The sequence below is a fragment of the Bacillus sp. CR71 genome, assembly GCF_003429245.1.
GTDB lineage: Bacteria > Bacillota > Bacilli > Bacillales > Bacillaceae_G > Bacillus_A > Bacillus_A thuringiensis_S.
Map to the genome: position 1 here is coordinate 4,775,948 of NZ_CP031748.1, position 25,876 is coordinate 4,801,823.

Here is a 25,876-nt window from a genome sequence, read left to right on the forward strand (position 1 = left end):
ATCCCTGTTACAGAGAGCTAATGGTCGGTGGAAATTAGCACATATATAAGTATGAATTACAATTCTGGAGCTTCTTTTTCGTAGTGCTTTTATGCATGAAGGAAAAGACGGAATTTTTCCGTTATCATTAATTGAGATGTAAGTATATTTTCACTTACAAATAGGGTGGTACCGCGATTCTTTCGCCCCTATCGGATTTTCCGATAGGGGCTTTTTCTATTTCTCATAGAAACAGATGTTAAATAATTCCGAATCTTATGATAAAATTTTATAAGCGCTTACAAATAATGAAGGGAGGTGATACAAGCTATACGAAATTGATATTCAATTTTATAGAAAAAAAGGAGGATGTCTAAATGACAAAGAAAACAGAAATTCCATCGCATTTAAAACCATTCGTATCCACACAACATTATGATCAATACACACCGGTGAATCACGCTGTGTGGCGTTACATTATGAGACAAAATCATAGCTTCTTAAAAGACGTTGCTCATCCAGCCTATGTGAACGGACTACAATCATCTGGTATTAATATAGATGCAATTCCAAAAGTAGAAGAAATGAATGAGTGTTTGGCACCAAGTGGCTGGGGCGCTGTAACGATTGACGGACTTATTCCCGGCGTAGCATTCTTCGATTTTCAAGGACACGGATTACTACCGATCGCAACAGATATTCGGAAAGTAGAAAATATCGAGTACACACCAGCTCCAGATATCGTACACGAAGCCGCAGGACACGCACCGATTTTACTTGATCCTACATATGCAAAATATGTGAAACGTTTTGGGCAAATTGGTGCAAAAGCTTTCTCTACAAAAGAAGAACATGATGCATTTGAAGCTGTTCGTACATTAACGATAGTAAAAGAAAGCCCTACTTCTACTCCTGATGAAGTTAAGGCTGCTGAAAATGCTGTAATTGAAAAACAAAACTTAGTTTCTGGTTTATCAGAAGCTGAACAAATTTCACGTCTTTTCTGGTGGACAGTAGAATATGGATTAATCGGAAATATAGATGATCCAAAAATATATGGTGCTGGTCTCCTTTCTTCTGTTGGCGAAAGCAAACATTGCTTAACAGACGCTGTAGAAAAGGTTCCATTTTCTATCGAAGCATGTACAGGGACAACTTATGACGTAACAAAAATGCAACCACAACTATTTGTTTGTGAATCCTTTGAAGAATTAACAGATGCGCTTGAAACATTTTCTAAAACAATGGCCTTTAAAACAGGTGGAAAAGAAGGTTTAGAAAAAGCAATTCGCTCTGAGAACTATGCAACAGCTGAGCTAAATAGTGGATTACAAATTACAGGTACATTTAGCGAGACAATTGAAAACGATGCAGGTGAATTAATTTACATGCGAACAAATTCGCCAACGGCATTAGCGCTTCATAATAAACAGTTAGCAAATCATTCTACTTCTGTACACAGTGACGGATTTGGAACACCGATTGGATTACTCACTGAAAATATTGCATTAGAAAATTGTACAGACGAACAACTACAATCATTAGGAATTACAATTGGAACTATCGCTGAGTTTACTTTTGCAAGTGGTATTCATGTAAAAGGAACAGTAACAGATATTGTAAAAAACGATAAGAAAATTGCTCTTATTTCCTTTATCGATTGCACAGTTACTTATAACGCCCGCGTTTTATTTGATGCTTCATGGGGCGCATTTGATATGGCTGTTGGCTCACAAATCACTTCAGTATTCCCAGGTGCCGCAGATGCCGCAGCATTTTTCCCAATGGATGAAGAAGTTCACGAAATTCCTGCTCCACTTGTACTGAATGAACTTGAACGTATGTATCAAACAGTGCGAGATATTCGAAGTGAGGGGATTTTACACGACGCGCATATCGATCAATTAGTAGCAATTCAAGAAGTATTAAATAAATTTTATGCGAAAGAATGGTTGCTGCGCCTTGAAGTATTAGAGTTACTTTTAGAGCATAACAAAGGGCATGAAACATCGGCAGCATTACTACATCAACTTTCTACTTTCACAACTGACGAAGCTGTAACACGCCTTATTAACAATGGTCTTGCGTTACTTCCAGTAAAGGATGTGAAAAATGATGCTAAGATTAACTGAAGAAGAAGTTCACGAAGAATTATTGAAGGTAGATAAATGGATGGTAAAAGATGAGAAATGGATTGAACGAAAATATATGTTTTCCGACTACTTAAAAGGAGTCGAATTTGTCTCTGAAGCCGCCAAACTATCAGAAGAACATAATCACCATCCATTTATCCTTATCCAGTATAAAGCAGTTATTATTACTTTGTCATCTTGGAATGCAAAAGGTTTAACGAAACTAGATTTTGAGCTTGCAAAACAATTTGATGAACTATTTTTACAAAACGAAAAAGCAATTATAAGAAAATAAAAGGAGAAGCCTTTTTAGGCTTCTCCTTTTATTTTGAAATGGATACAATGTCCAAATGGATCCTCGACTTGTAATATTCCATCTTTGTACGTAGCAATCTTGCCAATATTTTTTAAGCTTTCACATACTTGCTCTTTTTGTTTTTCATTCGCTAGTACAACTGTGAAATATTTTAAACCAACAGAACCTGGCATTTGCGGTGGTACCCCTTCACCTTGCCATGTATTTAAACCGATATGGTGATGATAACCACCTGCAGATACGAACAATGCTCCATTACGAGCTGGGATCGTTACTTCAAAACCAAGACCATCAACATAGAAACGTTTCGCTTCCTCTAAATCAGCTACATGGAAATGAATATGCCCCATCACAGTACCAGCTGGAAAGCCATTCCATGTACTTCCTTGCTGTAATAATTCTTCACCAGCTAACGGGTTACTAACAAATGGGAGTTCTCCATTCTCATCACGCCAAACTTCTTTTTGTCGATCATGATAAATTTCAATCCCGTTTCCATCTGGATCAGCTAAATAAAGAGCTTCACTAAAGTAATGATCGGCTCCGCCATGTAGTGGATATACCATCTCTACAAGATGACGAAGAACATTCGCTAAATCCTGTCTACTTGGTAATAAAATTGCGTAATGATATAACCCTGTTCTTCCTCTTTGCTTCGGAAAAGCTTCTTTCTTTTCTTCAATGATAAGAAGTGGTTCATCATTTTCATTCCCAAATGTAACGACTGCTTCTTCTTCTTTTAGCACCTTCATACTTAGTACTTCCGTATAAAACTCTAGTGATTTCTTTACATTAGATACGTATAAATGAACAACATCAAGTGTTGTATCGGGATGAAGTTGAAAACTCATCTTGTTAGCCCCCCCATTTAAATTAGTTCTTCTTTGACATTTTTTCTTTTAAGAAATTATCTACAAAACCATCAGCTTTTGCAACAAATAAGTATGCACCCATTGCTAATAATGCAAGTTCTAATTCGAAACCAGGATTTTTTCCATCTCCCAATAAACCAGCTGACCATTTCACTTTTACGATTGCTCCAACCATAACAAGTGCAAATAATAATCCAATATATCTTACACCTAAACCTAGAATTAATAATAGACCTCCAACTAATTCAAACGTTGCTACACCGTATGCAAGTCCTCCTGGTAAACCAATACTTGTAAACCATCCTGCAATATTGTCAATTCCTGATTGGAATTTTGTTAAACCGTGCATGAAGAATGTTACCCCTAACACGATACGAATAATTAAGTTACCAATATGTTGATTCATTTCATTCTCTCCTTTATAGTTTTCTTATACAAAACTTTTATTTACATTACAAAACATACACTAATTTTTTTTATTCGTCAATTCATTTTCACTGGGAAAAAATATATTTTTTTTGCTATGATACAAATAGTTGTTTACAAAAAGGAGCTTGATTTTATGAATATTGGTTCTGCAATACGTGAAATTCGTCAACGTAGAGGCATAACAATTGCACAAATTTGCGAGGGAACAGGTCTTTCTAAAGGATTTATGAGTCAGGTTGAAAATAATAAAACATCACCATCTATCTCAACTTTAGAAACGATCTCCAATTTTTTAAACGTTCCCCTTCCCTATTTATTGTTAGAGCAAAAAGATCGATTAAAAATTGTCAAAAAAGAAGAACGGAAATACAGTGTATACGGCAAAGATGAGCAAAGAATTGAACATGTTGCGGAGCAAGGGGGCCTTCGCCTATCTTTAGTAGAAATCCCTACTGGATTCCCGAAAGAAAACTCACCAAATGCCCATGAAGGGGAAGAATGTCACCTTGTATTACGCGGAAAACTAGAAGTTCAGCACGGTGAAGATATTGCAATTGTAGAAGAAGGTGATTCTTTCTCATGGAATGCATGCGTTCCTCATATTGTTCGTAATATAGGAGAAGAAACTGCATTATTACTCATCTCGAGTTATGCGGAAAATCGAAAACGTGTTTATTAAATAATAAAAAAAGAAGCCTGTTAAACAGGCTTCTTTTTTATCCCCTTATAATTCCATAACTTGTCCCAACTAGTACAGTCTTTTCATGCTGATTGCGATAAACTGACTCGATTGAAACTTTTTTATAGCCTTCCATTTGCTCAACATTTGTTAAAGTTAGTTCACAAGTGATCGTATCTCCTGTGAAAACTGGTCTAATAAACTCACTTACTAATTCTCTTGCTATGTAATGTAACTCTTCTCCCACTTTCGTCCCAATGCTAGCAGTCAATAAACCATGAACCATTAATCTTCCATTTTCATCGTATTCCATATGGTGTCTACCTTTATCACCGGTAATATTTGCAAATTCAAAAACTTCTTCCTCAGTAAATCTTCTTTCATATTTAAATACATCCCCAGCTTTTACACTCATTTTTATCCCCCTAATAATAAACAGAATTTTCTTTTATTTTATCATAAAACGAGCCTCAATCCATTCTCTATTATCAAAAGTCTCAAAATTACCTCGCTATACTTTTTTACTTTCCATTCATTTATCGGTGACCATCTCTTTTCGCGACTTGGTATCCATAATACGCACATGTTCCATTTCTCGATAGCTCTCTAACTTCAAATCCACAACTTCTATAAAAATCAAAATTGTTCGCTGATGTATGCGCAAACCAATCACCGTGGGGAAGTTTTTGCAGGCAAAGAGCTACAAGCTTCTTACCTAATCCCTTCCCTCTATATTCACACTTCACAACTAAATTTACTATGTTCGCAATCATAATTCCATCAGAAATGACTCTAACCATCGCAACCATCTCTTCCTCATCCCAAATTGTGAAAGCCCATGTTGAATTTTCAAATGCTATCGTAAATTTTTCAATTTGCCAAGAAGGGATATTATCATTACTCCAACCGGCATCTTCAAACAATGCTTTAATTGCATATGCTGGTACGCTACTCGTTCCCTCACGAATAATAAGTCCATTATGATAAATGTACATGTAATCCCCCCTTTATTTTCATATACCATTCTTCAAAAAATGCAATTTACCTTTAAAAAAGTAATTTTTCATCCAACACGTTTAATGGAATAAACAAGAACATCCATCCCATGAAATAAAGTTGTTTTCTCATAGCTGAGCCCTGTCTTTCTAGCAACAAATATTGAGGCGGGATGATTCGGGTTAATGAGAGAAATTAATTTATTCATTCGTAATGCTTGGAAACCGTAGTCTCGAAATGCTGCCGCCGCTTCTTTTGCATACCCTTTTCCCCAATACTGAGGAAGTAACCAATAACCAATTTCAATTTCCTCTTTTCCATCAATCTGCTGCTTTACCAGCCCTGCATGACCAATTCTTGTTCCCGTTTCCTTTTCAATCAATACAAATAAACCGAGACCGTTTTTATAGCTAGGAATGACCCACTCCTCCAAACTTTTTTTACACTGTATATATGTTTTTAACGTCCCATTTCCAATATAGCGCATTACCTTCTCGTTCCCCCATAGTGAAGCATAGAACTGTAAATCATCCATTGTATATTTGCGAATTTGTAAACAATCTGTATGAAACATGCCTGCACTCCTTTCCACTAATTTATTCTTAATTTCACGATCATGTTTTGTATGCATACGAAATGTTACTATTAATTATAAAGTGAAACTTTAATCAGTGGGGAATTTTGTTCACCCCCACTGATTATCAGCCCTCACCAATCGAGCGTTTACGGGCAGTGGATCTCCCATCTAACTTCTTTGCTCTAGCTGAATTTTGAGACGGGAGACTTACTGCCCGCAAATAGCGGGATAAATGAACCTACAATAAAATACAGAATATTCATTCTTAACGACTAAAAAAAGCAGTAGACAAATTTCGTCTACTGCATCCATATCATAACTAGTATTAAGAAAACTACAGTTGAGGGGGTGTAGGATTTTCAAATATACTAGATACTTATCCCGTTCTAACGGGCGGTAAACTTTCCAATTGTTTCAAGTGAAAAGTTTACCGCACATAAGAACTTCCTTCGTTCATTAAGATAGTATTGCTAAATAATCATATACACGCTTAGATTTCTCTCCACCCATTCGTGCATGCTGAAGAAGAGAAATGCCATGAGGACCAGATGCACGCAATGCTTCTGGTTGAGCTACTAAAATAGCTTGTACAACTTCTAATTCACCAAGCATAGCTGCTGCAAAAATATCCATCCGAGCACCCTTTTCTAGTAAATAAAGAGCAATATCTTTACGACCTACATGTGCCGATGCCCCTAACGCACTTTCCCAATCTGATCCACCCCAATTATAAGAGGCGTGAAGTAAGCTTGGCGATTCAACCAATAGCTCTTGTACTTTCTCTAAATCCCCGTGAGCTGCCATAACAAATTCTCTTACTAATTCAGTGGTAATACGCTCTTCTGTTTGCATCGCTCTTCTCCCCTTTTAGAAATTCGTTTCGGTGTAAAAAACGGCTTGTCACTTCCTTGAAAGATATCTACATCTATGCCAAATACATGTTGAAACATTTCATGGCATAGCACTTCTTCTGGTATACCATCATACTGAATCTTTCCTCGCTTTAATACGAGTAAACGATCGCTATATTGAGCAGCTTGGTTAATGTCATGTAAAACCATTATAATTGTCATTCCATACTCCTCATTTAATCGTTTCACAAGTTCCATTACTTCCAACTGGTGAACGATATCTAAAAAGGTTGTTGGTTCATCCAATAGTAAGACATTTGTACGTTGCGCTAGCGTCATGGCAATCCAAGCACGTTGCCGTTCCCCTCCTGATAAAGAATGTAAAAGACGATATTCATACCCTTCAAGATTTGTAACAGACAATGCCCAATCAACAATTTCTTCATCTTCTTTATTTAAGCGGCTACTCCATGATTTATGTGGACCTCTTCCGAACTCAATTAGTTCTTTCACTGTTAAATCTAATTGATGATCATGCATTTGTGGTAACATTGCTAATTGCTTCGCTACATCAGCACTCTTCATCATATGAATGTTTTTCCCATCTAAAATGATGTCCCCTTCGCTTTGTTTCAGTAGCCTTGCTATTAAACGAAGCAAAGTAGATTTTCCCGATCCATTCGGACCAATTAAACTAACGATTTCTCCAGCCTTAATATGTACATTCATATTTTGCATTTGAAATCTTTCAGAGTGTGCATAAAACACTTTGTTAACGGAAATCACGTTGTTTTCCTCCTCTATGAATTAAATATAAGAAGAACGGACCACCTAAGAAGGACAGTAAAATACCAACAGGCAATTCGATTGGATCGAACCAACTTCGAGCTATTGCATCCGCAAAAACAAGTAATACACCGCCGCCAAGGCATGATAAAGGTAGCAAATATCTATAATCATTTCCAACTAATAAACGTAGCATATGTGGTACGACAAGACCGACAAATCCAATAAGACCAGATACACTTACTGCAATTCCAGCTAATAATGTACTTACTACGATTAAATAAAACCGACTTTTTTCCACGTTATGTCCTAATAACTTTGCCATTTCATCTCCAAGCATTAACACTCGAATATGCTTAATGCCAAAGAAAGCTAATATAATGGCGAATATTGCATAATAAATAATCATGTTTAAATGTGCCCAACTTACACCACCAATACCACCCGCTAGCCACGGTAACACGGATTGTACTTTGTCACTATGTAATAACATTAATGCTGACGTTGCTGCACCAATTAATGCATTGATCGACACCCCTACTAAGACGATTCTTGAAGGTGGTGCCCCTTTTTGCCATGATAAAGCATAAATAACCATCGCTGTTATGAAAGCTCCTAAAAACGCCCCTAGTGGTAAAAAAGCTAGATGCTGTGGGAATAAAATCATGATGACAATTGCTACAAGGCCTGCCCCAGATGAAACTCCGATAATACCAGGATCTGCAAGAGGGTTTCTCATAACCCCTTGCAGCAGTGTACCAGATGCAGCTAAACATGTTCCTACTATAAACCCAACGAGAACTCTCGGTATGCGAAGATCCCATACAATTCGATGAACTGTCGAACCCTCATCTTGTATACCTGTTAGAATGTCTCTTACAGAAAAAGATAAACTTCCTGCGAAAAGTCCGTAAAAGAGGCCTAGAATTGTTAATACAACTAAAGTAACTGCTATTATCCATCTTTTTTTCGCAAAAGGATGTTCCTTTTCTCTTACTACTTCACTACTTTCCATACGTATCATTTCCTTACATCTTGTATACTTTTATACATAAAGTCCATTGCTTCTGTAACTTTTGTCCCAGGATTAGATCCAAATAAATCAGGTGGCAAAATAACTACGCGGTTTTGTTTTACTGCATCTAAATTTTTCCACGCTTCATTTTTCATCATTTCGCCTTCGAATGCTTTTTTCACACTTGTTGGATCTCCGTGTGTAATTAAATAAATCACATCTGGATTCGCCTCAATAATACGTTCTACACTTAGCTGTGCATATTGCGGATATTCTTTCATTTCTGGAAAATCAGAAGCAATATTTTTTCCGCCTGTTTTTTCTAAAATATCACCTGATAAAGATGTTGGTAATGCCGCTAAATAAGTACCTGGTGCGCCATACACTAGCAATGCTTTCACATCGCTCTTTTTCTCATATTTCTTCATTTGATTATTGATTTTTTGATTAAGTTCTTTTGCTTTATCTTCTTTCTTCATTGCCGTTCCATATAATTCAATATTCTTTTGAATATCTTGTACAGAATTCGCAGAAGAAATGATTACTTTCGTTCCCTGTCCTTCAACCGTTGGCACATTCTTTTGGAATCCATTGTTAGCAACAAGTACATCGGACTTTAAACTAGCAATTTGCTCAAAGTTCGGTTGATGTGCATTCCCGATTACTTTTGCTTTCTTTAACTCCTCTGGAAGAGTTAATTTCGTATCCGGACGACCTACTACTTTTCCACCTAAAGCATGAATAATATCCATGTCTCCCATACTTAATGTTGCAAAACTTTCTGGTACTTTATCGAATGTTACCTTTCTCCCTGACAGGTCGGTAATTTCGATTTTTTCTTTTCCTTTTTCTGTTTTGGTTGCAGACGCTTTTTCGTCCCCTTTGGCACTGCAACCTATTAACAAGAAAAAAATAGATAAAATCGCTGTAAATAGCGTAATAGATTTTTTCATTCCTTCACCTCTAATTGATAATGATAATCATTAACTACTATTCTACTTTAATTGATAAGGATTATCATTGTCAACATGAAACGCATACATTTTTCTACAAAAAACAAAAAGCGCGACAAAAAGATTCTTTCTTTTCGCCGCGCTCTAGTTAACAATATTATTCACATTCATTTTCCTCTAACTGGTCACGCATCACTTTCACACGCTGAAAGAAAAAGAACGATAAACTTAAAAATATAACGATACTCCCCATCATAACAAAAAATTGGATTGTCTCTTTTGCTCCATCCGGAATCAACAAGCCAACCATTAACAATGTACTTACAGCGAGAAGAATTTGTCCGAACCTAGTATAATCTTCTATTTTCCCTTGTAATTCTTTCATTATATTCTCACTCCTCCATTTCACTTTATCATATTCTATGAAACTGAAAGACCAGTAAATACAGCCATTCTGGGAGATGTTTTCCAACAAAAAAAGAGCCGCTTTACTGCGGCTCTTTTTTAATCATTATTCACCTTTATATGCTTCCATATAAATTTCTTTCAGCTCTGAAATAAGCGGTAACTTTGGATTAGCAGTTGTACATTGATCTTCAAAAGCTCTTTCTGCTAATACTCCAACAACCTCTTCAAATTGCTCTTTATCTACCCCTTGTCCTGCAATACTCATATTAATATTTAAGCTTTTTCCAAGCTCAGTAATTGCTTTGACGAGTGATTCCACACCTTCTGCTATTGAGCTTGCTGGAAGCCCGAGCATTCTCGCAATATGTGCATAGCGTTCATCTGCTACAAAGTGCTCATATTTTGGGAACAATGCGTGTTTTCTTGGCTTAATAGCATTATAGCGGACTACGTGCGGCATTAGAATGGCATTTGCACGTCCGTGCGGAATATGGAATTCTGGTCCAATCTTATGTGCTAAGCTGTGATTAATACCGAGGAAAGCATTTGCAAATGCCATCCCTGCAATTGCAGAAGCGTTATGCATTTTTTCTCGTGCTTCTTCATCATTTCCATCTTTATATGCTCTTGGTAAATATTTGAATACGAGATCAATAGCTTTTAATGCTAATCCATCTGTATAGTCATTTGCCATAACAGAAACATACGCCTCAATTGCATGTGTTAAAACATCCATACCAGTATCTGCTGTTACATGTGGTGGTACTGTCATTACAAATTGTGGATCAACAATTGCTACATCTGGTGTTAATTCATAATCTGCGAGCGGATACTTTATATTATTTTTCTTATCTGTAATAACCGCAAATGGTGTCACTTCTGATCCTGTTCCTGATGTTGTTGGAATCGCAACAAACTGTGCCTTATTTCCTAATTCCGGATATTTACATGTACGTTTTCTTATATCTAAAAACTTCTGTTTAATGCCATAGAATGTCGTTTCTGGATGCTCATAGAATAACCACATTCCTTTTGCTGCATCCATAGCTGAACCACCACCAAGTGCGATAATTACATCTGGCTTAAAGCTTCTCATCATTTCCGCACCTTTAAAGACAGTTTCATCTGATGGATCTGGTTCGACCTCAAAGAAAACTTCAATTTTCACATCATTTGCATGCTTGTTTAAATAGTGCGTGACTGTATCCACATAGCCATGTTCAACCATTCCAGGATCCGTTACAATAAATGCACGTGAAATGTTAGGCATATTTGCTAAATACGCTGTAGCATGTTTTTCAAAATAAATTTTTGGTGGCAATTTGAACCACTGCATATTCTTTTTTCTATTTGCCAGCCTTTTTATATTTAATAAATGAGTCGCTGTTACATTTTGGGAAACTGAATTTTTTCCGTAAGAACCACAACCAAGTGTAAGTGATGGAATAAATCCGTTATATATATCCCCTATTCCACCTTGTGATGAAGGTGCATTTACAATGAGACGGCAAGCTTTCATACGTAATCCAAATTGCTTTTGCACTTCTTTATTTGTAGAATGAATAACTGCTGAATGTCCTAAACCACCGAGGTTCAACATTTCTTCGCAATATGTAAATCCTTTTTCTAATGAATTCGCCTTCACACAGGCTAATACTGGGCTCAGTTTCTCACGAGATAACGGGTATGCTGCTCCGATACCTTGAATTTCAGCTACAAGCATTTTTGTATGTTCAGGAACAGTAATCCCAACTAATTCGGCAATATACTGTGCTGATTTTCCTACAATATCACTATTTACTGCACATGTATTTTCATTTATAACGAGCTTTTCTAATTTTTTTCTTTCTTCTTCTGTTACAAAGTAACAATTGTTTTCGATCATTTCTGTTTTAACATCATCATAGATTTCTTTATCGACAATGATTGCTTGTTCCGATGCACAAATCATACCGTTATCAAATGTTTTCGATAAAATTAAATCATTAACAGCTCGTTTTACATGTGCTGATTTTTCTATATAACACGGTACATTACCAGGACCTACACCTAGCGCTGGTTTTCCAGTAGAGTAAGCTGATTTCACCATACCAGCGCCTCCAGTTGCTAGAACGAGTGCCACATCATCATGGTTCATTAATTGTTTCGTCGCTTCGACAGACGGTCTTTCAATCCATTGAATACAATGTTTTGGTGCACCAGCTTTCATTGCTGCATCATATACGGTTTTCGCTGCTGCCACCGAACAATTTTGTGCAGAAGGATGAAATGCGAAAATAATTGGATTTCTCGTTTTTATCGCAATCAACGCTTTAAACATTGTTGTCGACGTTGGATTCGTTACTGGTGTTACCCCAGCTACTACACCGACAGGTTCTGCAATTTCTATTATTTCTTCATGAGGATCTTCGTGAATAATTCCTACCGTTTTATCTTGCTTTATACTATGCCAAATATATTCAGTGGCAAAAATATTTTTAATGCATTTGTCTTCATAGACACCACGGCCTGTTTCTTCAACAGCCAATTTTGCAAGTGGCATATGTTGATCAACACCTGCTAATGCCATTTCATGAACAATGTTGTCAATCTGCTCTTGTGTAAAACTTTCTAATGCTTGTAAAGCTTGTTGACCGTTATTTACTAACGTATCAATCATCTCTTTTACCTCTTGCATTTCATTTACAACTTTCTCTTTGACTACCATGTAAATTTCCTCCTATTCTGTTATCACGGTCTTTATAAGTCCCTATAGGTCATAATAAGTCCCGATTAGCGAAAAAAAATAGAGTTACCGTCCTACATGAATCCCATTGTTTGTGAAACACTTCACAAGTTTACTCGTGAATAACATTTCATGAATTCAATATACATGAAATCATTTCATTTGTGTATGTATAATTTGTGAAATATTTCACAAATTAACATAATAAAAAATGCACTGCTCCACATTAGCAGTGCATTTTTTATTACGCTAGCGCTTGCGCTAAATCTTCAATTAAATCTTCACCATCTTCAATACCGACAGAAATACGAATTAATGTATCTGTAATTCCTAATTCTTTACGGCGATCTGCTGGGATTGATGCATGTGTCATTTGAGATGGGATAGAAATTAAACTTTCTACTGCTCCTAAGCTTTCAGCAAGTGTAAAGTATTGCAGTTTCTCAAGTACTTTATTTAATGTTTCCTCACTATCTACATCAAACGAAATAATAGCACCAAATCCATTTGCTTGTTCTGTTGCTAATTCGTGGTTTTGATGTGATTCAAGACCTGGGTAATATACTTTATTTACTTTTGGATGATTATTTAAAAATTCAGCAATAGCGCGTGAATTCGTTTCATGTTCTTCCATACGAATTCCTAATGTTTTTAAACCGCGAAGTAGTAAGAAGCTATCTTGTGGTCCAAGAATACCTCCTGTTGAGTTTTGTACAAAGTGAAGGTCTTCTGCTAGTTGTGGGCTATTTACCACTACTAGACCTGCAACTACGTCACTATGACCTCCTAAATATTTCGTTGCACTATGAAGTACAATGTCTGCTCCTAAAGAAATCGGCGACTGCCAATATGGCGTCATGAATGTATTATCAATAATTGTTAATAAATCTTTCTCTTTAGCAAGAGTAGATATTTTCTTAATATCAGTAATTTTTAGTAATGGGTTCGTTGGTGTTTCCACATAGATCGCTTTCGTATTTGGACGAATTGCTTCTACAACTTCCTCTAAGTTTGTTGTGTCTACAAATGTATGTTCAATACCGAAGCGGTTTAATACTTTCGTAATAACACGATACGTTCCACCATAAACATCATCTGTTAAAATAACGTGGTCACCTTTTGAGAACAACATAATTGTCGCTGTAATAGCAGCCATTCCAGAACCGAATGCAAATCCAGCATGACCATTTTCTAATACGGCAATCATTTCTTCTAAAGCTGCACGTGTTGGGTTACCTGTACGTGAATATTCATATCCTTGATGCTTACCAACCGCTTCTTGTTTGTACGTACTTGTTTGATAGATCGGTACGTTTACAGATCCAGTTGAAGGTTCTCCTATGCGAATACCATGAATTAACTTTGTCTTTGCTCTCATTTTTTATTCCCATCCTTTGTATATGTCTTTACTTAAATAGCGCTCACTACTATCAGGAAAAATGGTTACAATATTTGTACCTGGTGCTGCCTTCTCTGCCTCAAGTAAGCTCGCATGAAATGCTGCTCCTGAAGAGCTCCCAACGAGAAGTCCTTCTTTTTGCGCTAATTCTTTCACTCGTAAAAATGCATTTCGATCAGAAATCGTATGAATTTCATCAAAATAAGATGTCTTCAAAAATGGCGGGATAAATTCCAGTCCAATTCCTTCGGTCTCATGTGAACCAGCCTTACCACCATTTAAAATAGATCCTTCTGGCTCTACGATAACTGTTTTAATATCTATATTTTTTTCTTTCAAATAAGATGCAGTCCCCATAAACGTACCGCCAGTTCCTGCTCCAGCAACAAATATGTTAATCTCTCCATTCAGTGCATCCCAAAGTTCAGGACCTAGTGTTTTGAAATAAGCACGCGGGTTTGCTTCATTCGCAAACTGACTTGGAGAGTATGAATTCGGTATTTCATTTACTAATTCTTTTGCTTTTGCAATTGCACCGGTCATTCCTTGCTCAGTCGGTGTATGCACGACCGTTGCACCTAGTGCTTTCATTAATTCTTGTTTTTCAATACTAAATTTCTCTGGTACACAAACGATAACACGTAAATCATGTTCTAATGCTGCAAGTGCCAGTCCAATACCAGTATTCCCAGCAGTCGGTTCAATAATTGTTCCACCTTGGGTAACAAGCCCTTTTTCTAGCGCATCTTCGATTAATTCTCTTCCTAAACGATCCTTAACGCTTCCGCCTGGGTTATAAAATTCAAGCTTTGCAAATAAGCGGACCCCTTTCGGAAGTGAAAAACGAGTAATTTCTACAATTGGTGTATGACCAATTAACTCATGAACTCCACGATATACATTCATCGTGTTCTCCCCCTTGTTTGCCAATAAAGAAAAGGCAACTGTATGTATTTTCTTTATATGAGACAGTTGCCTTTTTGTTACATTACTTTAACTCTTCTAACACTTTTACGATAAAGTTTGTAGAATGAAGAGCTGCTTGATCTAAAAACTGATCAAATGAAACATTTGATTCTTTACCAGCAATATCAGAAAGTGCGCGAATGATAACAAACGGAACTTCATATTGGTGGCATACTTGTGCGACAGCTGCTGCTTCCATTTCTACCGCATAAAGATTTTCAAATTTATCACGGATGGCTGCAACGCGGTTCGGATCACTCATAAATGAATCGCCTGTTGCAATCATGCCTTTTACAACTTGAATATTTTCTTCAGTTTGCATACATTTCTCAGCTAATGCAACTAACGCCTCATCAGCTTTAAATCCAGGCGGCATTCCTGGTACTTGACCATATTCATAGTTAAATGCTGTTACATCTACGTCATGGTGACGAACTTCAGTGGAAATAACTACATCACCAACGTTTAGAGAATGATGGAATCCACCAGCTGAACCAGTATTAATTACTTTTTCAGGCTTATATTTTTCTAATAAAATTGTCGTTGACATCGCTGCGTTTACTTTACCAATACCAGACTTTAACAAGATTACTTCATGTCCTGCTAATAGTCCTTTCGTAAATTCACAACCTGCAACCGTTTCTGTCTCTGCTTGTTCTAATTTGTCACGTAAAATACGTACTTCTTCTTCCATTGCTCCAATTACAGCAATTCTCAATCTAATCCCTCTTTCTATTGCTTAGTTGCCTCCATTACCCAAACGAAATGATTTAATCTCGTAAACGTTACATGGAAGCCATTGTTTTCAAAAATAGTCTGCATAACTGGAATACGTGTATAGTATTCCGTTTGCAAATCGTTTGCTAACTGGTGAAAACCTCTTTGTTTTGCTGTTTCAACAGTTTTATCATATGCATCTTGATCTGCAAATATCGTATCAGCAAACACTATTTTACCACCTTTGTTTAGCAATTGACTATACTTCGCAACCGCTACATTTTTTTCATCATCTGTTAAATGATGAAATGCATAGGTGCTTACAATGGTATCAATTGAATTTGGGACTTCAAACGAAAGAAAATCACCTTCTGTAATCGAAAATTCTTTTGGCAATTTCTCTTTTGCAATCATACGCATTTCACGCGACGGTTCTATACCGTAAACTGTGCGGCCAGCAAGTAATAATTTATTTGTTAAATTACCTGTACCGACACCAAATTCTAATACATTACCAAATGACTTGTTAACTACATCCTCTAGAATATCCTCATAATGGGCGAAAACTTCTTTATATTGTATATCTTCGCCTTGTACGAATGAGTCGTACGTATGAGCCCACTCATCAAATAAACCATTAAATTCTGTGCCCATAAAAATTCCCCTTTTTCTTATCGGTTTTATCAGTATGATATTCCCTCTTTCTAAAAATGTCAATTGAAATGTACATGGTATTTCCTTCTTTTCTTTGTTACACTATAGTTGATTACATAGGAGAGGGGCCGTCTTCATGTCATTTACCTTTGAAATGTTAGAAGATAAAGTAGAATTTTTTGAAGCGGGAGACTTAGCTTCTTTAGAACGAAAAATTAGTGAACAAATCGATAATAATAAAGCACTTATGCTTGAAGTTCATCACATCTCACATCAAATGGTTATGGATCCTGAAAGCAAAAGACCGTATTATAGCGCGGTTGTTCATTTTAAATTAAAGAAATTGCGTTAACTAAAAAAGAGAAGCTCCTAAGGAGCTTCTCTTTTTTAGTTTAGAGTTTGAACAAGTACTGGTTTCCAGCCCTCATTATCTACCCAATCAATATTTACGTAATATCTTTTTCCACTTTGCTTATCTTGAACGTCACCATAAGCTTTACTCTTTCCAGTTTTGTCTCTTCCAACAAAATGGAATACTAATTGCTCCTTCGGTACTTCAATACCTGCAGCAATTGCACTTTGCATCTCATTCCAATCTGATGACCCCTGTTTAAACGTCATCGCTGGTGATGAACCTTGTTCTGTTCCTACAGCTTTCCAAGAAGGTTTTGTATAAGCCTCTTTTGCCTTGGATACAGTTTTTTCAGCTGATACTTTCTCGTTAGCTTTCGCTTCTTCTTCAGCTTTTTTCTTTTCTTCCTCAGCCTTTAACTTCTCTTCTTCAGCTTTTTGCTTAGCTTCTGCTTGCTCTTTTTCTTTTTCTTTTTTCTTAGCAGATTCTTTATCTTCTGATTTTCCAGCTTTCTCATTCTTTGTTGTTTGTTGAGAGACTTTCTTATCAGTAGAAGATGCTTGCTCTTTCGTACTAGGAACGAACAATTGATATGCTACAATAGCTACTAATAGTAATACAATAGCGATTGCAATATTTAAAACACCGTTTTGACGACGTTTTTGTTGTTTCTGTTGGAATCTTGATCCTCCTGCCATTCTCCAAACCTCCATGCAGTTTTTCCTAATTGCTATTGTAACATTAAATCTAGAAAGGTTGAACATTTACAATGATATTTTCATGAAATGAAAACAATTCACTATAAATTGCAAGATTACTTTTCATTCTCCAATTGATAGATTGCTCCTACCATATCTTTAAAAATAGGTGTGACTTTATTCACTTTGTTATCAGTCTCTAGATCAACAACAACTAAAGCATATCTTGGATTCTCATACGGAAAATAACCTGCAAACCAGCGATTCACCCTCGTCCCTTTCCCTGTTTGCGCTGTCCCGGATTTTCCAGCGACACTGAGCGGCAACGAGTGGAATGCCGTTCCTGTTCCTTTCTCCCTTGTTACAACGCCTCTTAATAACTCTTGTAATGTTTTCACTGTTTCATACGAAAGCTGTTTTCCATGTAACGTATGGTTCTCAAATGTAAAAAAATCCGCTCCATTTTTATATACTATTTTTTCAACAGCTTTCACTTCCATCTTTTTTCCATTCCTCGCAATCGTCGCCATCATATTAGCAATTGCTAGAGGTGATATACGTACATCTTTCTGTCCAATCGCTGTTTGCTCTACCGCTTTTTTACTATTTTTGTTTTCTTCATTCCCCCAAATAGTAGAGCCTTTTTCTTCTGGCATTTGCTCGAAATGAGGTGTATGAAATACAGAACCTTTCCATCCGACCTTTTCATTTGCTCCTAAAGCTGCTACGTATGTTTCTAGCACCGTCCTATCCTTTTGTAATAGCTCGTTACCTAACTCGGAAAATGTCCTGTTACAGCTCCTAGCAAAGCTCTCTTTGAAGTTAAGTGTACCCATCATAACTTGTGGGTCGTTTTCACCATATAAATCTTTATTACAATTAAATGTCCGATTAAACAAATTTACTTTTTGATCAATGACTGCAGCTGCAACTACTGTTTTAAAAACAGAGCCTGGAAAATGCGGCGTTAACATTTGATTTTCAAGTGTAGTCTCATATAAATTCTTATCTCTTACTTGTAAAGACGGCTTACTGACCATCGCTAATATTTCATTTGTCTTTACATCAAGTAATACTAATCCCCCCTTCTTTATTTCATTTGCTTCAATCACTTCTTCTGCTTTTTGCTGCAACCCTTTATGTAAAGTAGTTTGAATCCTAACTGGGTAAAATGGATTTCCTGGTGAAGTATATTTCGCTTGCTTTCCGAAAATTGGTTCTCCTTGCCGATCTACTTGATACAATACTTTTGCCTCTCCATCAGTCAATAAAAATTCATCAAATGATTGCTGTAATCCTGAAATACCTATCGGCGTTTGTTTTGAAATTTTTTTCACTTCTCCATATCGCTTTTGAAATTCTCTTTCGTTCTCCCCTACATCACCAATTAAATGATTTATCTCCCCAGTTTGTTTTAATCGCACTTCAGCTGCTACGATACCTAATACATGTAATTGATTCACCTTCTCCATCTGCTCTCGTGTCACTCGAAATGGAGCAGTTTCCCCTTGCAGTATAAATGCATTTTTTTTATTTTTCATTTGTCTTCTGATCTCTTGTCTCGACACACCAATGATATGCGCGATTTTCTCTAACATGTCATTTTTTATTTGTAAAAATGGAAAAACAATTAAAACAGGATACTTTTCCTCCCCTATTTCTTTACCATTACGATCTATAAACTGCCCACGTCCATCGTCTACTGCAATGGATTGCGTACGTTGCGTAACACTTTTTTCAATTAAATTTATTTTGCGATTAGTAAATGATTCTGTATCTATAATTTGGATTTGAATTAAACGACAAAGCAATAAAAACATAATGCCCATAAAACAAATTAAAACAATTGCAATTCTCCGTTTTATTTTCATAAAAAAACACCTCGTCTATTATAGTTTAGACGAGGTACTATTTTATTTATACAATCCCTAAAACAAAAACAGATATTATATAAGGTTATTATTGTTTCTTTGGCTTCTCTAAAAATTTCATAAGAAGCGATCTAAATTCAGTTTCATTCACTCCAGTGTTTTTAGCAACTTCAATTACAGTGGTTGTTACATTAGCCGCTATTTTTAAATAATCCTTACTAAGATTATCCATTTCATTTCTTTTTTCTTTTGCATTCTCAACTGTTACAGAATCAATACAAGTAATCATCTTATCTACAATATGTAAATAATTATTTTGTGCATCTATTATTTTTTGAATATCATCTTTATTACTTACTTTCGATTGTTTTAAATATGTATACGCTTGATTCACTTCATCTTTTAAAATTTTATCATTATTCTTCGCCTGTTCTTGTAACATATTCTTCATATCATCTATTGTTTTTTGATCCATCGAATCTCGCAATAAATAATCTGGATTTCCAATTGCGTAATCATACTTAATCGTTACATCTTGAAATATTTTCATGACAATAGCTAATTGATACGCTACATCAAAATCATTAAATTCCTTTTTATCTTGTGGATTTTCTAAGGCTTTTGAACTCTCAGTTGCTTTAATATCCTTTTTTTCTTCTTGCTTTACTTTTTCTCCCTTTGATGATGTAGTTTCTTCATTCGTTCCGCATGCAGCAAGTCCTAATATGGATATACTACACACCAATCCTGTAAAGATTTTATGTTTCATAATTAGCCCCTTTTCCCTTTTAAAACCTATATTCTCCAATTATGATATCAAAGCTTAAAGTGTTTTTTTGACATTTTTTGTCGAATTACTCTAAGGTTTACACAATTTTTTTCATTCTACAAAAAAAAAAAGATTCTCCCGATAGGAGAATCTTTTTTTTATTTTACAGAGACAATCTCTACTTGCATTTCTCCGCCTGGTGTTTGGATTGTTACTTTCTCACCAATTTGCTTACCTAATAAGCTTTTTGCGATTGGAGAATCGTTAGAAATTCTTCCTTCAAATGGGTCAGCTTCCGCGCTACCTACGATTGTGTACGCTTCTTCATCTCCGTTTGGTAATTCTTTAAATGTTACTGTTTTACCTAATGTAACAACAGTAGATACTTCGCCATTATCTTTAATGATAACTGCGTTACGAATCATATTTTCTAATTGTGTAATACGTCCTTCTACGAACGCTTGCTCATCTTTTGCTGCATCGTACTCAGAGTTCTCAGAAAGGTCCCCGAAGCTACGTGCGATTTTAATACGTTCTACTACTTCTTTACGTCTTACTGTTTTTAATTGCTCAAGTTCGTTCTCTAGTTTTTGCTTACCCTCTTGCGTCATAGGGTATGTTTTTTCTGTTGACATATTTTCCACTCCTTTTATATACCAATCCCCCGAAAAAAAGAGGAGTTCCATATGAAAACTCCTCCGCTTCCATTGTTAGCGGAGGTTTCTAGTACCCTTGCACTAGCGGAGTTGTCACATACAACCCCGTATTTCCAATTCTTCTTTATATAAAGAAGATATGTATGGAAAGTTGATATAAATATGCCCTCACCTATATATAGATGAGGTTGCATGTTTCATTGTATTCGATGGGAAGGGAAAAAATCCCTTCCTACCGTATATCTTTTACTATGCTATTACAAATTTACTTTTTGTTCAAGAATTGTTGCAATTTTTGTCACCATAATATCAATTGCAACATGGTTTTGTCCACCTTCAGGGATAATAATATCCGCAAATTTCTTAGAAGGCTCAATAAATTGATTGTGCATTGGACGTACAACAGTTACGTACTGATCAATAACTGAATCCATCGTACGACCGCGCTCTTTAATATCACGCTGCATGCGGCGCAGAATACGAAGGTCAGCATCCGTATCAACGAATAATTTAATGTCCATTAACTCGCAAAGACGTGGGTCTTCTAAAATAAGAATTCCTTCTAAAATAATTACATCTTTCGGCTCAACTGGAATAATTTCTTCTGAACGTGTATGCAATGTATAGTCATATACAGGCTTATCAATTTGCTCATATGCAAGCAACTGCTGCAAATGTTCAATTAACAGATCATTATCAAACGCAAGCGGATGATCATAATTTGTTTTTAAACGCTCTTCCATTGGTAAATGGCTTTGATCTTTGTAATAATAATCTTGCTCTAAGATTAAAATAGAATGACCTTTAAAATGGTCAAAAATCGCTTTCGTTACACTCGTTTTACCTGATCCCGAACCACCAGCAATTCCAATTACAACAGGCTTATTCGTCCCCATTCGACTATCACTCTTTCTTATTGAAGTATGCTTTTGCGCATCATATTATTCACATACACTCGTTGATCCACTTTGAATTTCACGATTTGCAACGGATGTCTCGCTGCATCTAATTCGTTTCCATCCTCATCCCAAATTTTCTCCACCGTTTGCGTAAAGTTTTCTATTTCTGGTCCAAAGAACTCCACTTCATGTCCTGGTTTGAAATGATTACGTTGCTCAATCGTTACGATGCCCGTTTCTTCATTATAATCTAACACTAAACCAGCAAAATCATACGTTGTTTTCTTACTATGATTTCCAAACATTTGCTCTTGATGTCCTGGAACCCCTTCAAAGAATGCAGGAGCTGTATCACGATTTGCACATTTATCAAGCTCATCTAACCATTCTTGTTTAAACTCAAAGTTATCTGGATCCGCACAATAAGCATCAATTACTTTACGATATACAGTTGCTACAGTCGCTACGTAATGGATTGATTTCATACGTCCTTCTACCTTTAAGCTATCGATTCCAATTTCAATCATTTTCGGAATTGATAAAATTAAATTTAGATCTTTTGGACTCATCGCAAAGTGAGCATCTTCTTCTTGGAATAGAGGAAGCTCTTTTGCATCTTTATGTTGTGATACTGTTTGAACTAAATCATAATCCCAGCGGCAAGATTGGCAACAACCGCCACGATTAGAGTCACGCGCTGTCATATGGTTACTTAATGTACATCTTCCTGAATATGCGATACACATTGCACCATGGACGAATGCTTCAATTTCAATATCCACTTTTTCTTTGATTTCTTTCATTTCTTCATAGCTTGCTTCACGAGCTAATACAAGACGATGTAAACCCTCTTCTTTCCAATACTGTGCTGCTTTCCAGTTGGATAGTGATTGCTGTGTGCTTAAATGCACCTCAACAGAAGGCGCTACACGTTTACAAGTCTCAATGATAAGCGGATCAGCAACGATAATCCCCGTTACGCCAGCTTTTTCAATCCCTTTTAAATATTCCTCTAGCCCGTCCATATTTTCATTATGTGCAAAGATATTTGTTGTTACGTATATTTTTGCTCCATACTTCTTTGCAAACTCAACGCCTTCTGCCATTTCTTCTAGCGTAAAATTACCTGCATTCGAACGAAGACCAAATTCTTGTCCACCTAAATATACAGCATCTGCCCCGTAATGGATAGCTACTTTTAATTTTTCTAAGTTACCCGCAGGGATTAACAGTTCAGGTTTCTTCACAATAACACGTTTGCCATCGATCACTCGTGAAATTTCTTGTACAGTCATTTCCTACACCCTCCTCGTTTAGTAAACCGTTTCTTTAAAGAAGAATCCTGTGTCTAACGGACGATTTACTGGTTGCATTTCTTCTATTTCTTTATATAGAGCATCTTTCAAGTCATAATATGCATCACGATCTTCCACACATAAATCAATCGCTTGACGATATTTCTTCGTTACTTCAATAATGTATTCAGAGCTTTTTAGTACACCATCGATTTTTAAGCTGTCAACTTCAGCTTCGATTAGTTCCTCTAATTCATCGATGAAACAAATATCGTTCGGACTCATAATATGAGTACCATTTTCATCTTCATAAATTGGATATTTATTGTTACGCTCTGGGTCATATAAGAACATATTCTCTTCATATTTTTTCTTTTCAATGTCAAGATTACGTCCTTGATACTCAAAGTAATTTCCTACTAATGAACGCTTCGATTGGAACATACAAGTCATACCGTGAATTTGTACTTCTAGTTCCACTTCAGCATTTTCTTTTAAATCAACAATTTCATCTAAGCTCAGCTCACGAGCTAATACAGCGCGCTTCGCTCCTCTTTGTCCCCAGTAATTACAAGTGAACCAGTTTGTTGCTGTCGTTTCTGTATTCCAGTGCAACTGCATATTTGGCGCTACTTCGCGAACAGCCATTAATACTGCTGGATCTCCGAAAACAATTGCATCTACATTTACTTCATTTAAAAATGAAACGTAATCTGTTAATTCTTCTACTTTATCGTTGTGGAACATAGCGTTCATGGCTACGTATACTTTCACACCATTTTCATGTGCAATCTTCACAGTTTGTTTTACATCTTCACGTGAAAACTCCCCTGCTAAACGTAAACCAAACTTTTGCTCACCGATCATTACCGCATCTGCTCCTGCTTTCGCAAGAAGTTCGATATCCGCCACCGCTCTTGGCGTTACTAACAATTCAGGTTTCTTCATACCTTGGTCACCCTCTCTTTTTACTAACAGCTACTCCATCACCAATTGGGAAAATCGTTGTATCGTATCCTTCATGGTTCATAAGCCACTCATTGTACGTCTTAATACGACGGATTAAACCACGTGTACGTCTGTTTTCAATTTTCTCTTTTGTCGTTACAAGACCATGGTACATAACATTATCTGAAATAATTACGCCACCAGGATTTAATAACGGTTCATATAAGTCAAAAAAGCGACGATACTGTCCTTTTGCTGCATCAATAAAAATAACGTCAAATGTCCCGTGTTCTTTTACTTGTTCACCTGTCTCTAACGCATCACCGTAAATAACTGAAATACGATCTGTTACTGGGGAACGTTCTATATATTCAAGTGCTTTTTCATATCGCTCACGATTGCGCTCAACTGTCACAATACGTGAATTTGAAATAGCTTGCATCATACGAATACTAGAATAACCGATTGCTGTTCCAAGTTCTAAAATGCTTTTCGGTCCAATTAAACGTAAAAATTGCAGCATAAATTCCATTCCAAGTCGATCCATAATCGGCACATGATTTTCTGTTGCATATTCTTCCATTTCAAGAATTAATTTATCTTTCGGATCAATAAATGATAATAGGTACTCGTTAACTGCATCCTCCATAAATGGTCCTCCTTATTTACATGGAGAAGTGCCTCTATGACGTCTTTTCCCACATAGAATGCAATAAAAATACAAGCCAGTTTTACCCTTAGCTTGTACGTCCCGTTTTGATATTAAAAACGATTCTTCTGCCAGTTTTTAACCCGATATATTTTACCACAAAAAAGAGGGATGTGCGACTTTTTTCGCTATCCCTCCCCATTTCACTGTTTTTTCGTAATGTATTTTTGCTTTAATGCATTATGCTCTTCTAATGTTTTCGCATAGTACACTTCACCACTTGGTGCAGCTAAGAAATAATAATAATCTGTTTGCGCAGGTTCTAACGCAGCTTCCACTGAATGTTTACCAGAGTTTGCGATCGGCCCTACCGGCAATCCTTTTACAACATACGTATTGTACGGTGAGTTGACCTTTAAATCTTCGTATAATACACGTTGTTTATGCTTTCCAAGTGCATATAATACCGTTGGATCCGTTTGAAGCGGCATACCTTTCTCTAAACGATTATAAAAGACACTAGAGATCTTTTGACGATCTGTAAAACCAGTTGCCTCTTCTTCAATAAGTGAAGATAATGTTAAAAGCTGATGAACATCCCAGTTCTTTGCTTTCATTTTTGCCTCATTTTGAACAATGATTGCATTTGTTTTCTCAAGCATCGGAATTACGATTTCTTCTAACGTCGTATCTTTCTTATAAAATGAATACGTCGCAGGATATAAATAACCTTCTAATGGGTATTTAATATTACTATCAAAGATTTTATCCGTTAATAACTTCGGATACTTTTGCTGCATTTTTTGAATAAATGCTTTATCGTTTAATTGACGCGTAACATCATCTTTATTCCACTTTAGTTCTGCCGCAATCGTTTCTGCAATTTCAGTTACTTGAGCTCCTTCTTTGATCGTCACTTTATAAAGAGCTGGACGATGCACGTTGCCAGATGACATTTGTTCGATAACATCTTTAGCATTCATCGAAGGATTTAATAAATATGTACCTGCTTGTAAACTTTTCGATTTAGCCTTTGTATAAAAACTAAAAACTGTACCGTTTTTCACAGCGCCTTTTTCTTCTAAAATTTCTCCAATTTTACTTGTAGATGATCCTTTCGGAATTTCTACTTCAATCTCTTTTTTATTCCCGCTATCAACTGGTCCTAATGCGGATGAAATATACGCATAGACTGAACCACAAACTAAAAGCAGTGCAATAATCGAAAATAAAAAGATGCGTCTACGCTTCTTTTTCACTTGATTCTCTATCAAAACTCTTCCTC

28 protein-coding genes and 1 other annotated feature (1 of these 29 only partly in view) are annotated in these 25,876 nt (G+C 36.3%); of the genes, 4 read left to right on the forward strand and 24 right to left on the reverse strand.

What is annotated here, in order from left to right:
* Positions 1-193, forward strand: a binding site (T-box leader) (it extends 35 nt beyond the left edge of the window).
* Between the two features lie 163 nt (positions 194-356).
* Together DOS87_RS24025 and DOS87_RS24030 are read left to right on the forward strand one after the other, a co-directional pair.
* Positions 357-2,111 (forward strand): aromatic amino acid hydroxylase, encoded by a 1,755-nt coding sequence (locus DOS87_RS24025; protein WP_044784495.1) that lies wholly within the window; start codon positions 357-359, stop codon positions 2,109-2,111.
* Positions 2,092-2,406 carry a 4a-hydroxytetrahydrobiopterin dehydratase gene (locus DOS87_RS24030; protein WP_000979537.1) on the forward strand — a complete coding sequence of 105 codons (315 nt, stop codon included), beginning with the start codon at positions 2,092-2,094 and terminating at the stop codon, positions 2,404-2,406. The genes DOS87_RS24025 and DOS87_RS24030 overlap by 20 nt, the downstream gene beginning before the upstream one ends.
* Before the next feature lie 14 nt (positions 2,407-2,420).
* Here DOS87_RS24030 and DOS87_RS24035 read toward each other — a convergent pair whose 3' ends face one another.
* Entirely contained in the window at positions 2,421-3,278 is an 858-nt protein-coding gene (locus DOS87_RS24035; protein ID WP_000009842.1) for a VOC family protein, read from the reverse strand.
* 22 nt (positions 3,279-3,300) lie between these two features.
* On the reverse strand, positions 3,301-3,705 hold the full coding sequence (locus DOS87_RS24040) for a DoxX family protein (RefSeq protein WP_001071553.1): 405 nt from the start codon (positions 3,703-3,705) through the stop codon (positions 3,301-3,303).
* A gap of 156 nt (positions 3,706-3,861) precedes the next feature.
* On the opposite strand from DOS87_RS24040, the gene DOS87_RS24045 reads away from it, so the two are divergent.
* Entirely contained in the window at positions 3,862-4,407 is a 546-nt protein-coding gene (locus tag DOS87_RS24045; RefSeq protein WP_001020693.1) for a helix-turn-helix domain-containing protein, read from the forward strand.
* Positions 4,408-4,444: 37 nt separating this feature from the next.
* On the opposite strand, the gene DOS87_RS24050 is transcribed toward DOS87_RS24045, so the two are convergent.
* The 13 genes from DOS87_RS24050 to DOS87_RS24110 form a co-directional block, all read right to left on the reverse strand.
* The gene (locus DOS87_RS24050; protein WP_000111562.1) at positions 4,445-4,822 is read right to left on the reverse strand and encodes a hotdog family protein; all 378 of its coding nucleotides are present in this window, start codon (positions 4,820-4,822) and stop codon (positions 4,445-4,447) included.
* Between the two features lie 121 nt (positions 4,823-4,943).
* Positions 4,944-5,402, reverse strand: a complete 459-nt coding sequence (locus DOS87_RS24055; protein ID WP_000276127.1) for a GNAT family N-acetyltransferase — start codon at positions 5,400-5,402, stop codon at positions 4,944-4,946.
* Between the two features lie 68 nt (positions 5,403-5,470).
* Entirely contained in the window at positions 5,471-6,034 is a 564-nt protein-coding gene (locus tag DOS87_RS24060; protein WP_118961582.1) for a GNAT family N-acetyltransferase, read from the reverse strand.
* A gap of 402 nt (positions 6,035-6,436) precedes the next feature.
* Positions 6,437-6,832, reverse strand: coding sequence for an ankyrin repeat domain-containing protein (locus tag DOS87_RS24065; RefSeq protein WP_001192766.1), 396 nt, complete (start codon positions 6,830-6,832; stop codon positions 6,437-6,439).
* A complete protein-coding gene (locus DOS87_RS24070) occupies positions 6,799-7,617 on the reverse strand; it encodes an ABC transporter ATP-binding protein (RefSeq protein WP_000626531.1) in 819 nt (272 codons plus the stop codon). The genes DOS87_RS24065 and DOS87_RS24070 overlap by 34 nt, the downstream gene beginning before the upstream one ends.
* Positions 7,604-8,632: a FecCD family ABC transporter permease gene (locus tag DOS87_RS24075; RefSeq protein ID WP_002082127.1), complete on the reverse strand. Its 1,029-nt coding sequence runs from the start codon at positions 8,630-8,632 to the stop codon at positions 7,604-7,606. Before DOS87_RS24075 ends, DOS87_RS24070 begins: the two co-directional genes overlap by 14 nt.
* Before the next feature lie 5 nt (positions 8,633-8,637).
* Complete coding sequence (locus DOS87_RS24080) at positions 8,638-9,585, reverse strand: ABC transporter substrate-binding protein (protein ID WP_000748464.1); 948 nt, start codon at positions 9,583-9,585, stop codon at positions 8,638-8,640.
* Positions 9,586-9,742: 157 nt separating this feature from the next.
* Positions 9,743-9,970 (reverse strand): YrhC family protein, encoded by a 228-nt coding sequence (locus DOS87_RS24085; protein WP_000661454.1) that lies wholly within the window; start codon positions 9,968-9,970, stop codon positions 9,743-9,745.
* A 126-nt stretch (positions 9,971-10,096) separates the two neighbouring features.
* Entirely contained in the window at positions 10,097-12,700 is a 2,604-nt protein-coding gene (gene adhE, locus DOS87_RS24090; protein ID WP_208730129.1) for a bifunctional acetaldehyde-CoA/alcohol dehydrogenase, read from the reverse strand.
* A 262-nt stretch (positions 12,701-12,962) separates the two neighbouring features.
* Positions 12,963-14,096: a bifunctional cystathionine gamma-lyase/homocysteine desulfhydrase gene (locus DOS87_RS24095; RefSeq protein ID WP_001201921.1), complete on the reverse strand. Its 1,134-nt coding sequence runs from the start codon at positions 14,094-14,096 to the stop codon at positions 12,963-12,965.
* Between the two features lie 3 nt (positions 14,097-14,099).
* Positions 14,100-15,023 (reverse strand): O-acetylserine dependent cystathionine beta-synthase, encoded by a 924-nt coding sequence (locus DOS87_RS24100; RefSeq protein ID WP_001103877.1) that lies wholly within the window; start codon positions 15,021-15,023, stop codon positions 14,100-14,102.
* A gap of 82 nt (positions 15,024-15,105) precedes the next feature.
* On the reverse strand, positions 15,106-15,801 hold the full coding sequence (gene mtnN, locus DOS87_RS24105) for a 5'-methylthioadenosine/S-adenosylhomocysteine nucleosidase (RefSeq protein ID WP_001217027.1): 696 nt from the start codon (positions 15,799-15,801) through the stop codon (positions 15,106-15,108).
* 14 nt (positions 15,802-15,815) lie between these two features.
* Positions 15,816-16,454: a class I SAM-dependent DNA methyltransferase gene (locus tag DOS87_RS24110; RefSeq protein ID WP_000536323.1), complete on the reverse strand. Its 639-nt coding sequence runs from the start codon at positions 16,452-16,454 to the stop codon at positions 15,816-15,818.
* 136 nt (positions 16,455-16,590) lie between these two features.
* On the opposite strand from DOS87_RS24110, the gene DOS87_RS24115 reads away from it, so the two are divergent.
* Positions 16,591-16,806 (forward strand): YrzA family protein, encoded by a 216-nt coding sequence (locus DOS87_RS24115; protein WP_000010984.1) that lies wholly within the window; start codon positions 16,591-16,593, stop codon positions 16,804-16,806.
* A gap of 35 nt (positions 16,807-16,841) precedes the next feature.
* On the opposite strand, the gene DOS87_RS24120 is transcribed toward DOS87_RS24115, so the two are convergent.
* From DOS87_RS24120 to mltG, 9 genes are all read right to left on the reverse strand, one after another.
* Positions 16,842-17,504 (reverse strand): YrrS family protein, encoded by a 663-nt coding sequence (locus DOS87_RS24120; protein ID WP_000897094.1) that lies wholly within the window; start codon positions 17,502-17,504, stop codon positions 16,842-16,844.
* Positions 17,505-17,620: 116 nt separating this feature from the next.
* Complete coding sequence (locus DOS87_RS24125; protein ID WP_000695118.1) at positions 17,621-19,375, reverse strand: peptidoglycan D,D-transpeptidase FtsI family protein; 1,755 nt, start codon at positions 19,373-19,375, stop codon at positions 17,621-17,623.
* Positions 19,376-19,463: 88 nt separating this feature from the next.
* Positions 19,464-20,144, reverse strand: coding sequence for a hypothetical protein (locus DOS87_RS24130; RefSeq protein WP_000680878.1), 681 nt, complete (start codon positions 20,142-20,144; stop codon positions 19,464-19,466).
* 158 nt (positions 20,145-20,302) lie between these two features.
* On the reverse strand, positions 20,303-20,779 hold the full coding sequence (gene greA / locus DOS87_RS24135; protein WP_014894880.1) for a transcription elongation factor GreA: 477 nt from the start codon (positions 20,777-20,779) through the stop codon (positions 20,303-20,305).
* 278 nt (positions 20,780-21,057) lie between these two features.
* Complete coding sequence (gene udk, locus DOS87_RS24140; RefSeq protein WP_000537080.1) at positions 21,058-21,696, reverse strand: uridine kinase; 639 nt, start codon at positions 21,694-21,696, stop codon at positions 21,058-21,060.
* A 17-nt stretch (positions 21,697-21,713) separates the two neighbouring features.
* Entirely contained in the window at positions 21,714-22,994 is a 1,281-nt protein-coding gene (locus DOS87_RS24145; RefSeq protein WP_000217970.1) for a peptidase U32 family protein, read from the reverse strand.
* An 18-nt stretch (positions 22,995-23,012) separates the two neighbouring features.
* Complete coding sequence (locus DOS87_RS24150; protein ID WP_000742792.1) at positions 23,013-23,942, reverse strand: peptidase U32 family protein; 930 nt, start codon at positions 23,940-23,942, stop codon at positions 23,013-23,015.
* A gap of 7 nt (positions 23,943-23,949) precedes the next feature.
* Positions 23,950-24,591 (reverse strand): O-methyltransferase, encoded by a 642-nt coding sequence (locus DOS87_RS24155; protein ID WP_000389103.1) that lies wholly within the window; start codon positions 24,589-24,591, stop codon positions 23,950-23,952.
* Between the two features lie 203 nt (positions 24,592-24,794).
* A complete protein-coding gene (gene mltG, locus DOS87_RS24160) occupies positions 24,795-25,865 on the reverse strand; it encodes an endolytic transglycosylase MltG (protein WP_000572141.1) in 1,071 nt (356 codons plus the stop codon).
* Positions 25,866-25,876 lie beyond the last annotated feature (11 nt).

Excerpts from the sequence above, each read along its gene's own strand:
- DOS87_RS24030 (WP_000979537.1), top strand. The coding sequence starts at position 2,092 with ATGATGCTAAGATTAACTGAAGAAGAAGTTCACGAAGAATTATTGAAG.
- DOS87_RS24095 (WP_001201921.1), bottom strand. The coding sequence starts at position 14,096 with ATGAGAGCAAAGACAAAGTTAATTCATGGTATTCGCATAGGAGAACCT.
- DOS87_RS24100 (WP_001103877.1), bottom strand. The coding sequence starts at position 15,023 with ATGAATGTATATCGTGGAGTTCATGAGTTAATTGGTCATACACCAATT.
- DOS87_RS24155 (WP_000389103.1), bottom strand. The coding sequence starts at position 24,591 with ATGGAGGATGCAGTTAACGAGTACCTATTATCATTTATTGATCCGAAA.
- adhE (WP_208730129.1), bottom strand. The coding sequence starts at position 12,700 with ATGGTAGTCAAAGAGAAAGTTGTAAATGAAATGCAAGAGGTAAAAGAG.
- DOS87_RS24025 (WP_044784495.1), top strand. The coding sequence starts at position 357 with ATGACAAAGAAAACAGAAATTCCATCGCATTTAAAACCATTCGTATCC.
- udk (WP_000537080.1), bottom strand. The coding sequence starts at position 21,696 with ATGGGGACGAATAAGCCTGTTGTAATTGGAATTGCTGGTGGTTCGGGA.
- DOS87_RS24125 (WP_000695118.1), bottom strand. The coding sequence starts at position 19,375 with ATGAAAATAAAACGGAGAATTGCAATTGTTTTAATTTGTTTTATGGGC.
- DOS87_RS24035 (WP_000009842.1), bottom strand. The coding sequence starts at position 3,278 with ATGAGTTTTCAACTTCATCCCGATACAACACTTGATGTTGTTCATTTA.
- DOS87_RS24115 (WP_000010984.1), top strand. The coding sequence starts at position 16,591 with ATGTCATTTACCTTTGAAATGTTAGAAGATAAAGTAGAATTTTTTGAA.
- DOS87_RS24110 (WP_000536323.1), bottom strand. The coding sequence starts at position 16,454 with ATGGGCACAGAATTTAATGGTTTATTTGATGAGTGGGCTCATACGTAC.
- DOS87_RS24130 (WP_000680878.1), bottom strand. The coding sequence starts at position 20,144 with ATGAAACATAAAATCTTTACAGGATTGGTGTGTAGTATATCCATATTA.
- DOS87_RS24085 (WP_000661454.1), bottom strand. The coding sequence starts at position 9,970 with ATGAAAGAATTACAAGGGAAAATAGAAGATTATACTAGGTTCGGACAA.
- DOS87_RS24120 (WP_000897094.1), bottom strand. The coding sequence starts at position 17,504 with ATGGCAGGAGGATCAAGATTCCAACAGAAACAACAAAAACGTCGTCAA.
- DOS87_RS24045 (WP_001020693.1), top strand. The coding sequence starts at position 3,862 with ATGAATATTGGTTCTGCAATACGTGAAATTCGTCAACGTAGAGGCATA.
- DOS87_RS24080 (WP_000748464.1), bottom strand. The coding sequence starts at position 9,585 with ATGAAAAAATCTATTACGCTATTTACAGCGATTTTATCTATTTTTTTC.
- greA (WP_014894880.1), bottom strand. The coding sequence starts at position 20,779 with ATGTCAACAGAAAAAACATACCCTATGACGCAAGAGGGTAAGCAAAAA.
- DOS87_RS24150 (WP_000742792.1), bottom strand. The coding sequence starts at position 23,942 with ATGAAGAAACCTGAATTGTTAGTAACGCCAAGAGCGGTGGCGGATATC.
- DOS87_RS24050 (WP_000111562.1), bottom strand. The coding sequence starts at position 4,822 with ATGAGTGTAAAAGCTGGGGATGTATTTAAATATGAAAGAAGATTTACT.
- DOS87_RS24040 (WP_001071553.1), bottom strand. The coding sequence starts at position 3,705 with ATGAATCAACATATTGGTAACTTAATTATTCGTATCGTGTTAGGGGTA.
- DOS87_RS24075 (WP_002082127.1), bottom strand. The coding sequence starts at position 8,632 with ATGGAAAGTAGTGAAGTAGTAAGAGAAAAGGAACATCCTTTTGCGAAA.
- DOS87_RS24055 (WP_000276127.1), bottom strand. The coding sequence starts at position 5,402 with ATGTACATTTATCATAATGGACTTATTATTCGTGAGGGAACGAGTAGC.
- DOS87_RS24145 (WP_000217970.1), bottom strand. The coding sequence starts at position 22,994 with ATGACTGTACAAGAAATTTCACGAGTGATCGATGGCAAACGTGTTATT.
- DOS87_RS24060 (WP_118961582.1), bottom strand. The coding sequence starts at position 6,034 with ATGCATACAAAACATGATCGTGAAATTAAGAATAAATTAGTGGAAAGG.
- DOS87_RS24065 (WP_001192766.1), bottom strand. The coding sequence starts at position 6,832 with ATGCAAACAGAAGAGCGTATTACCACTGAATTAGTAAGAGAATTTGTT.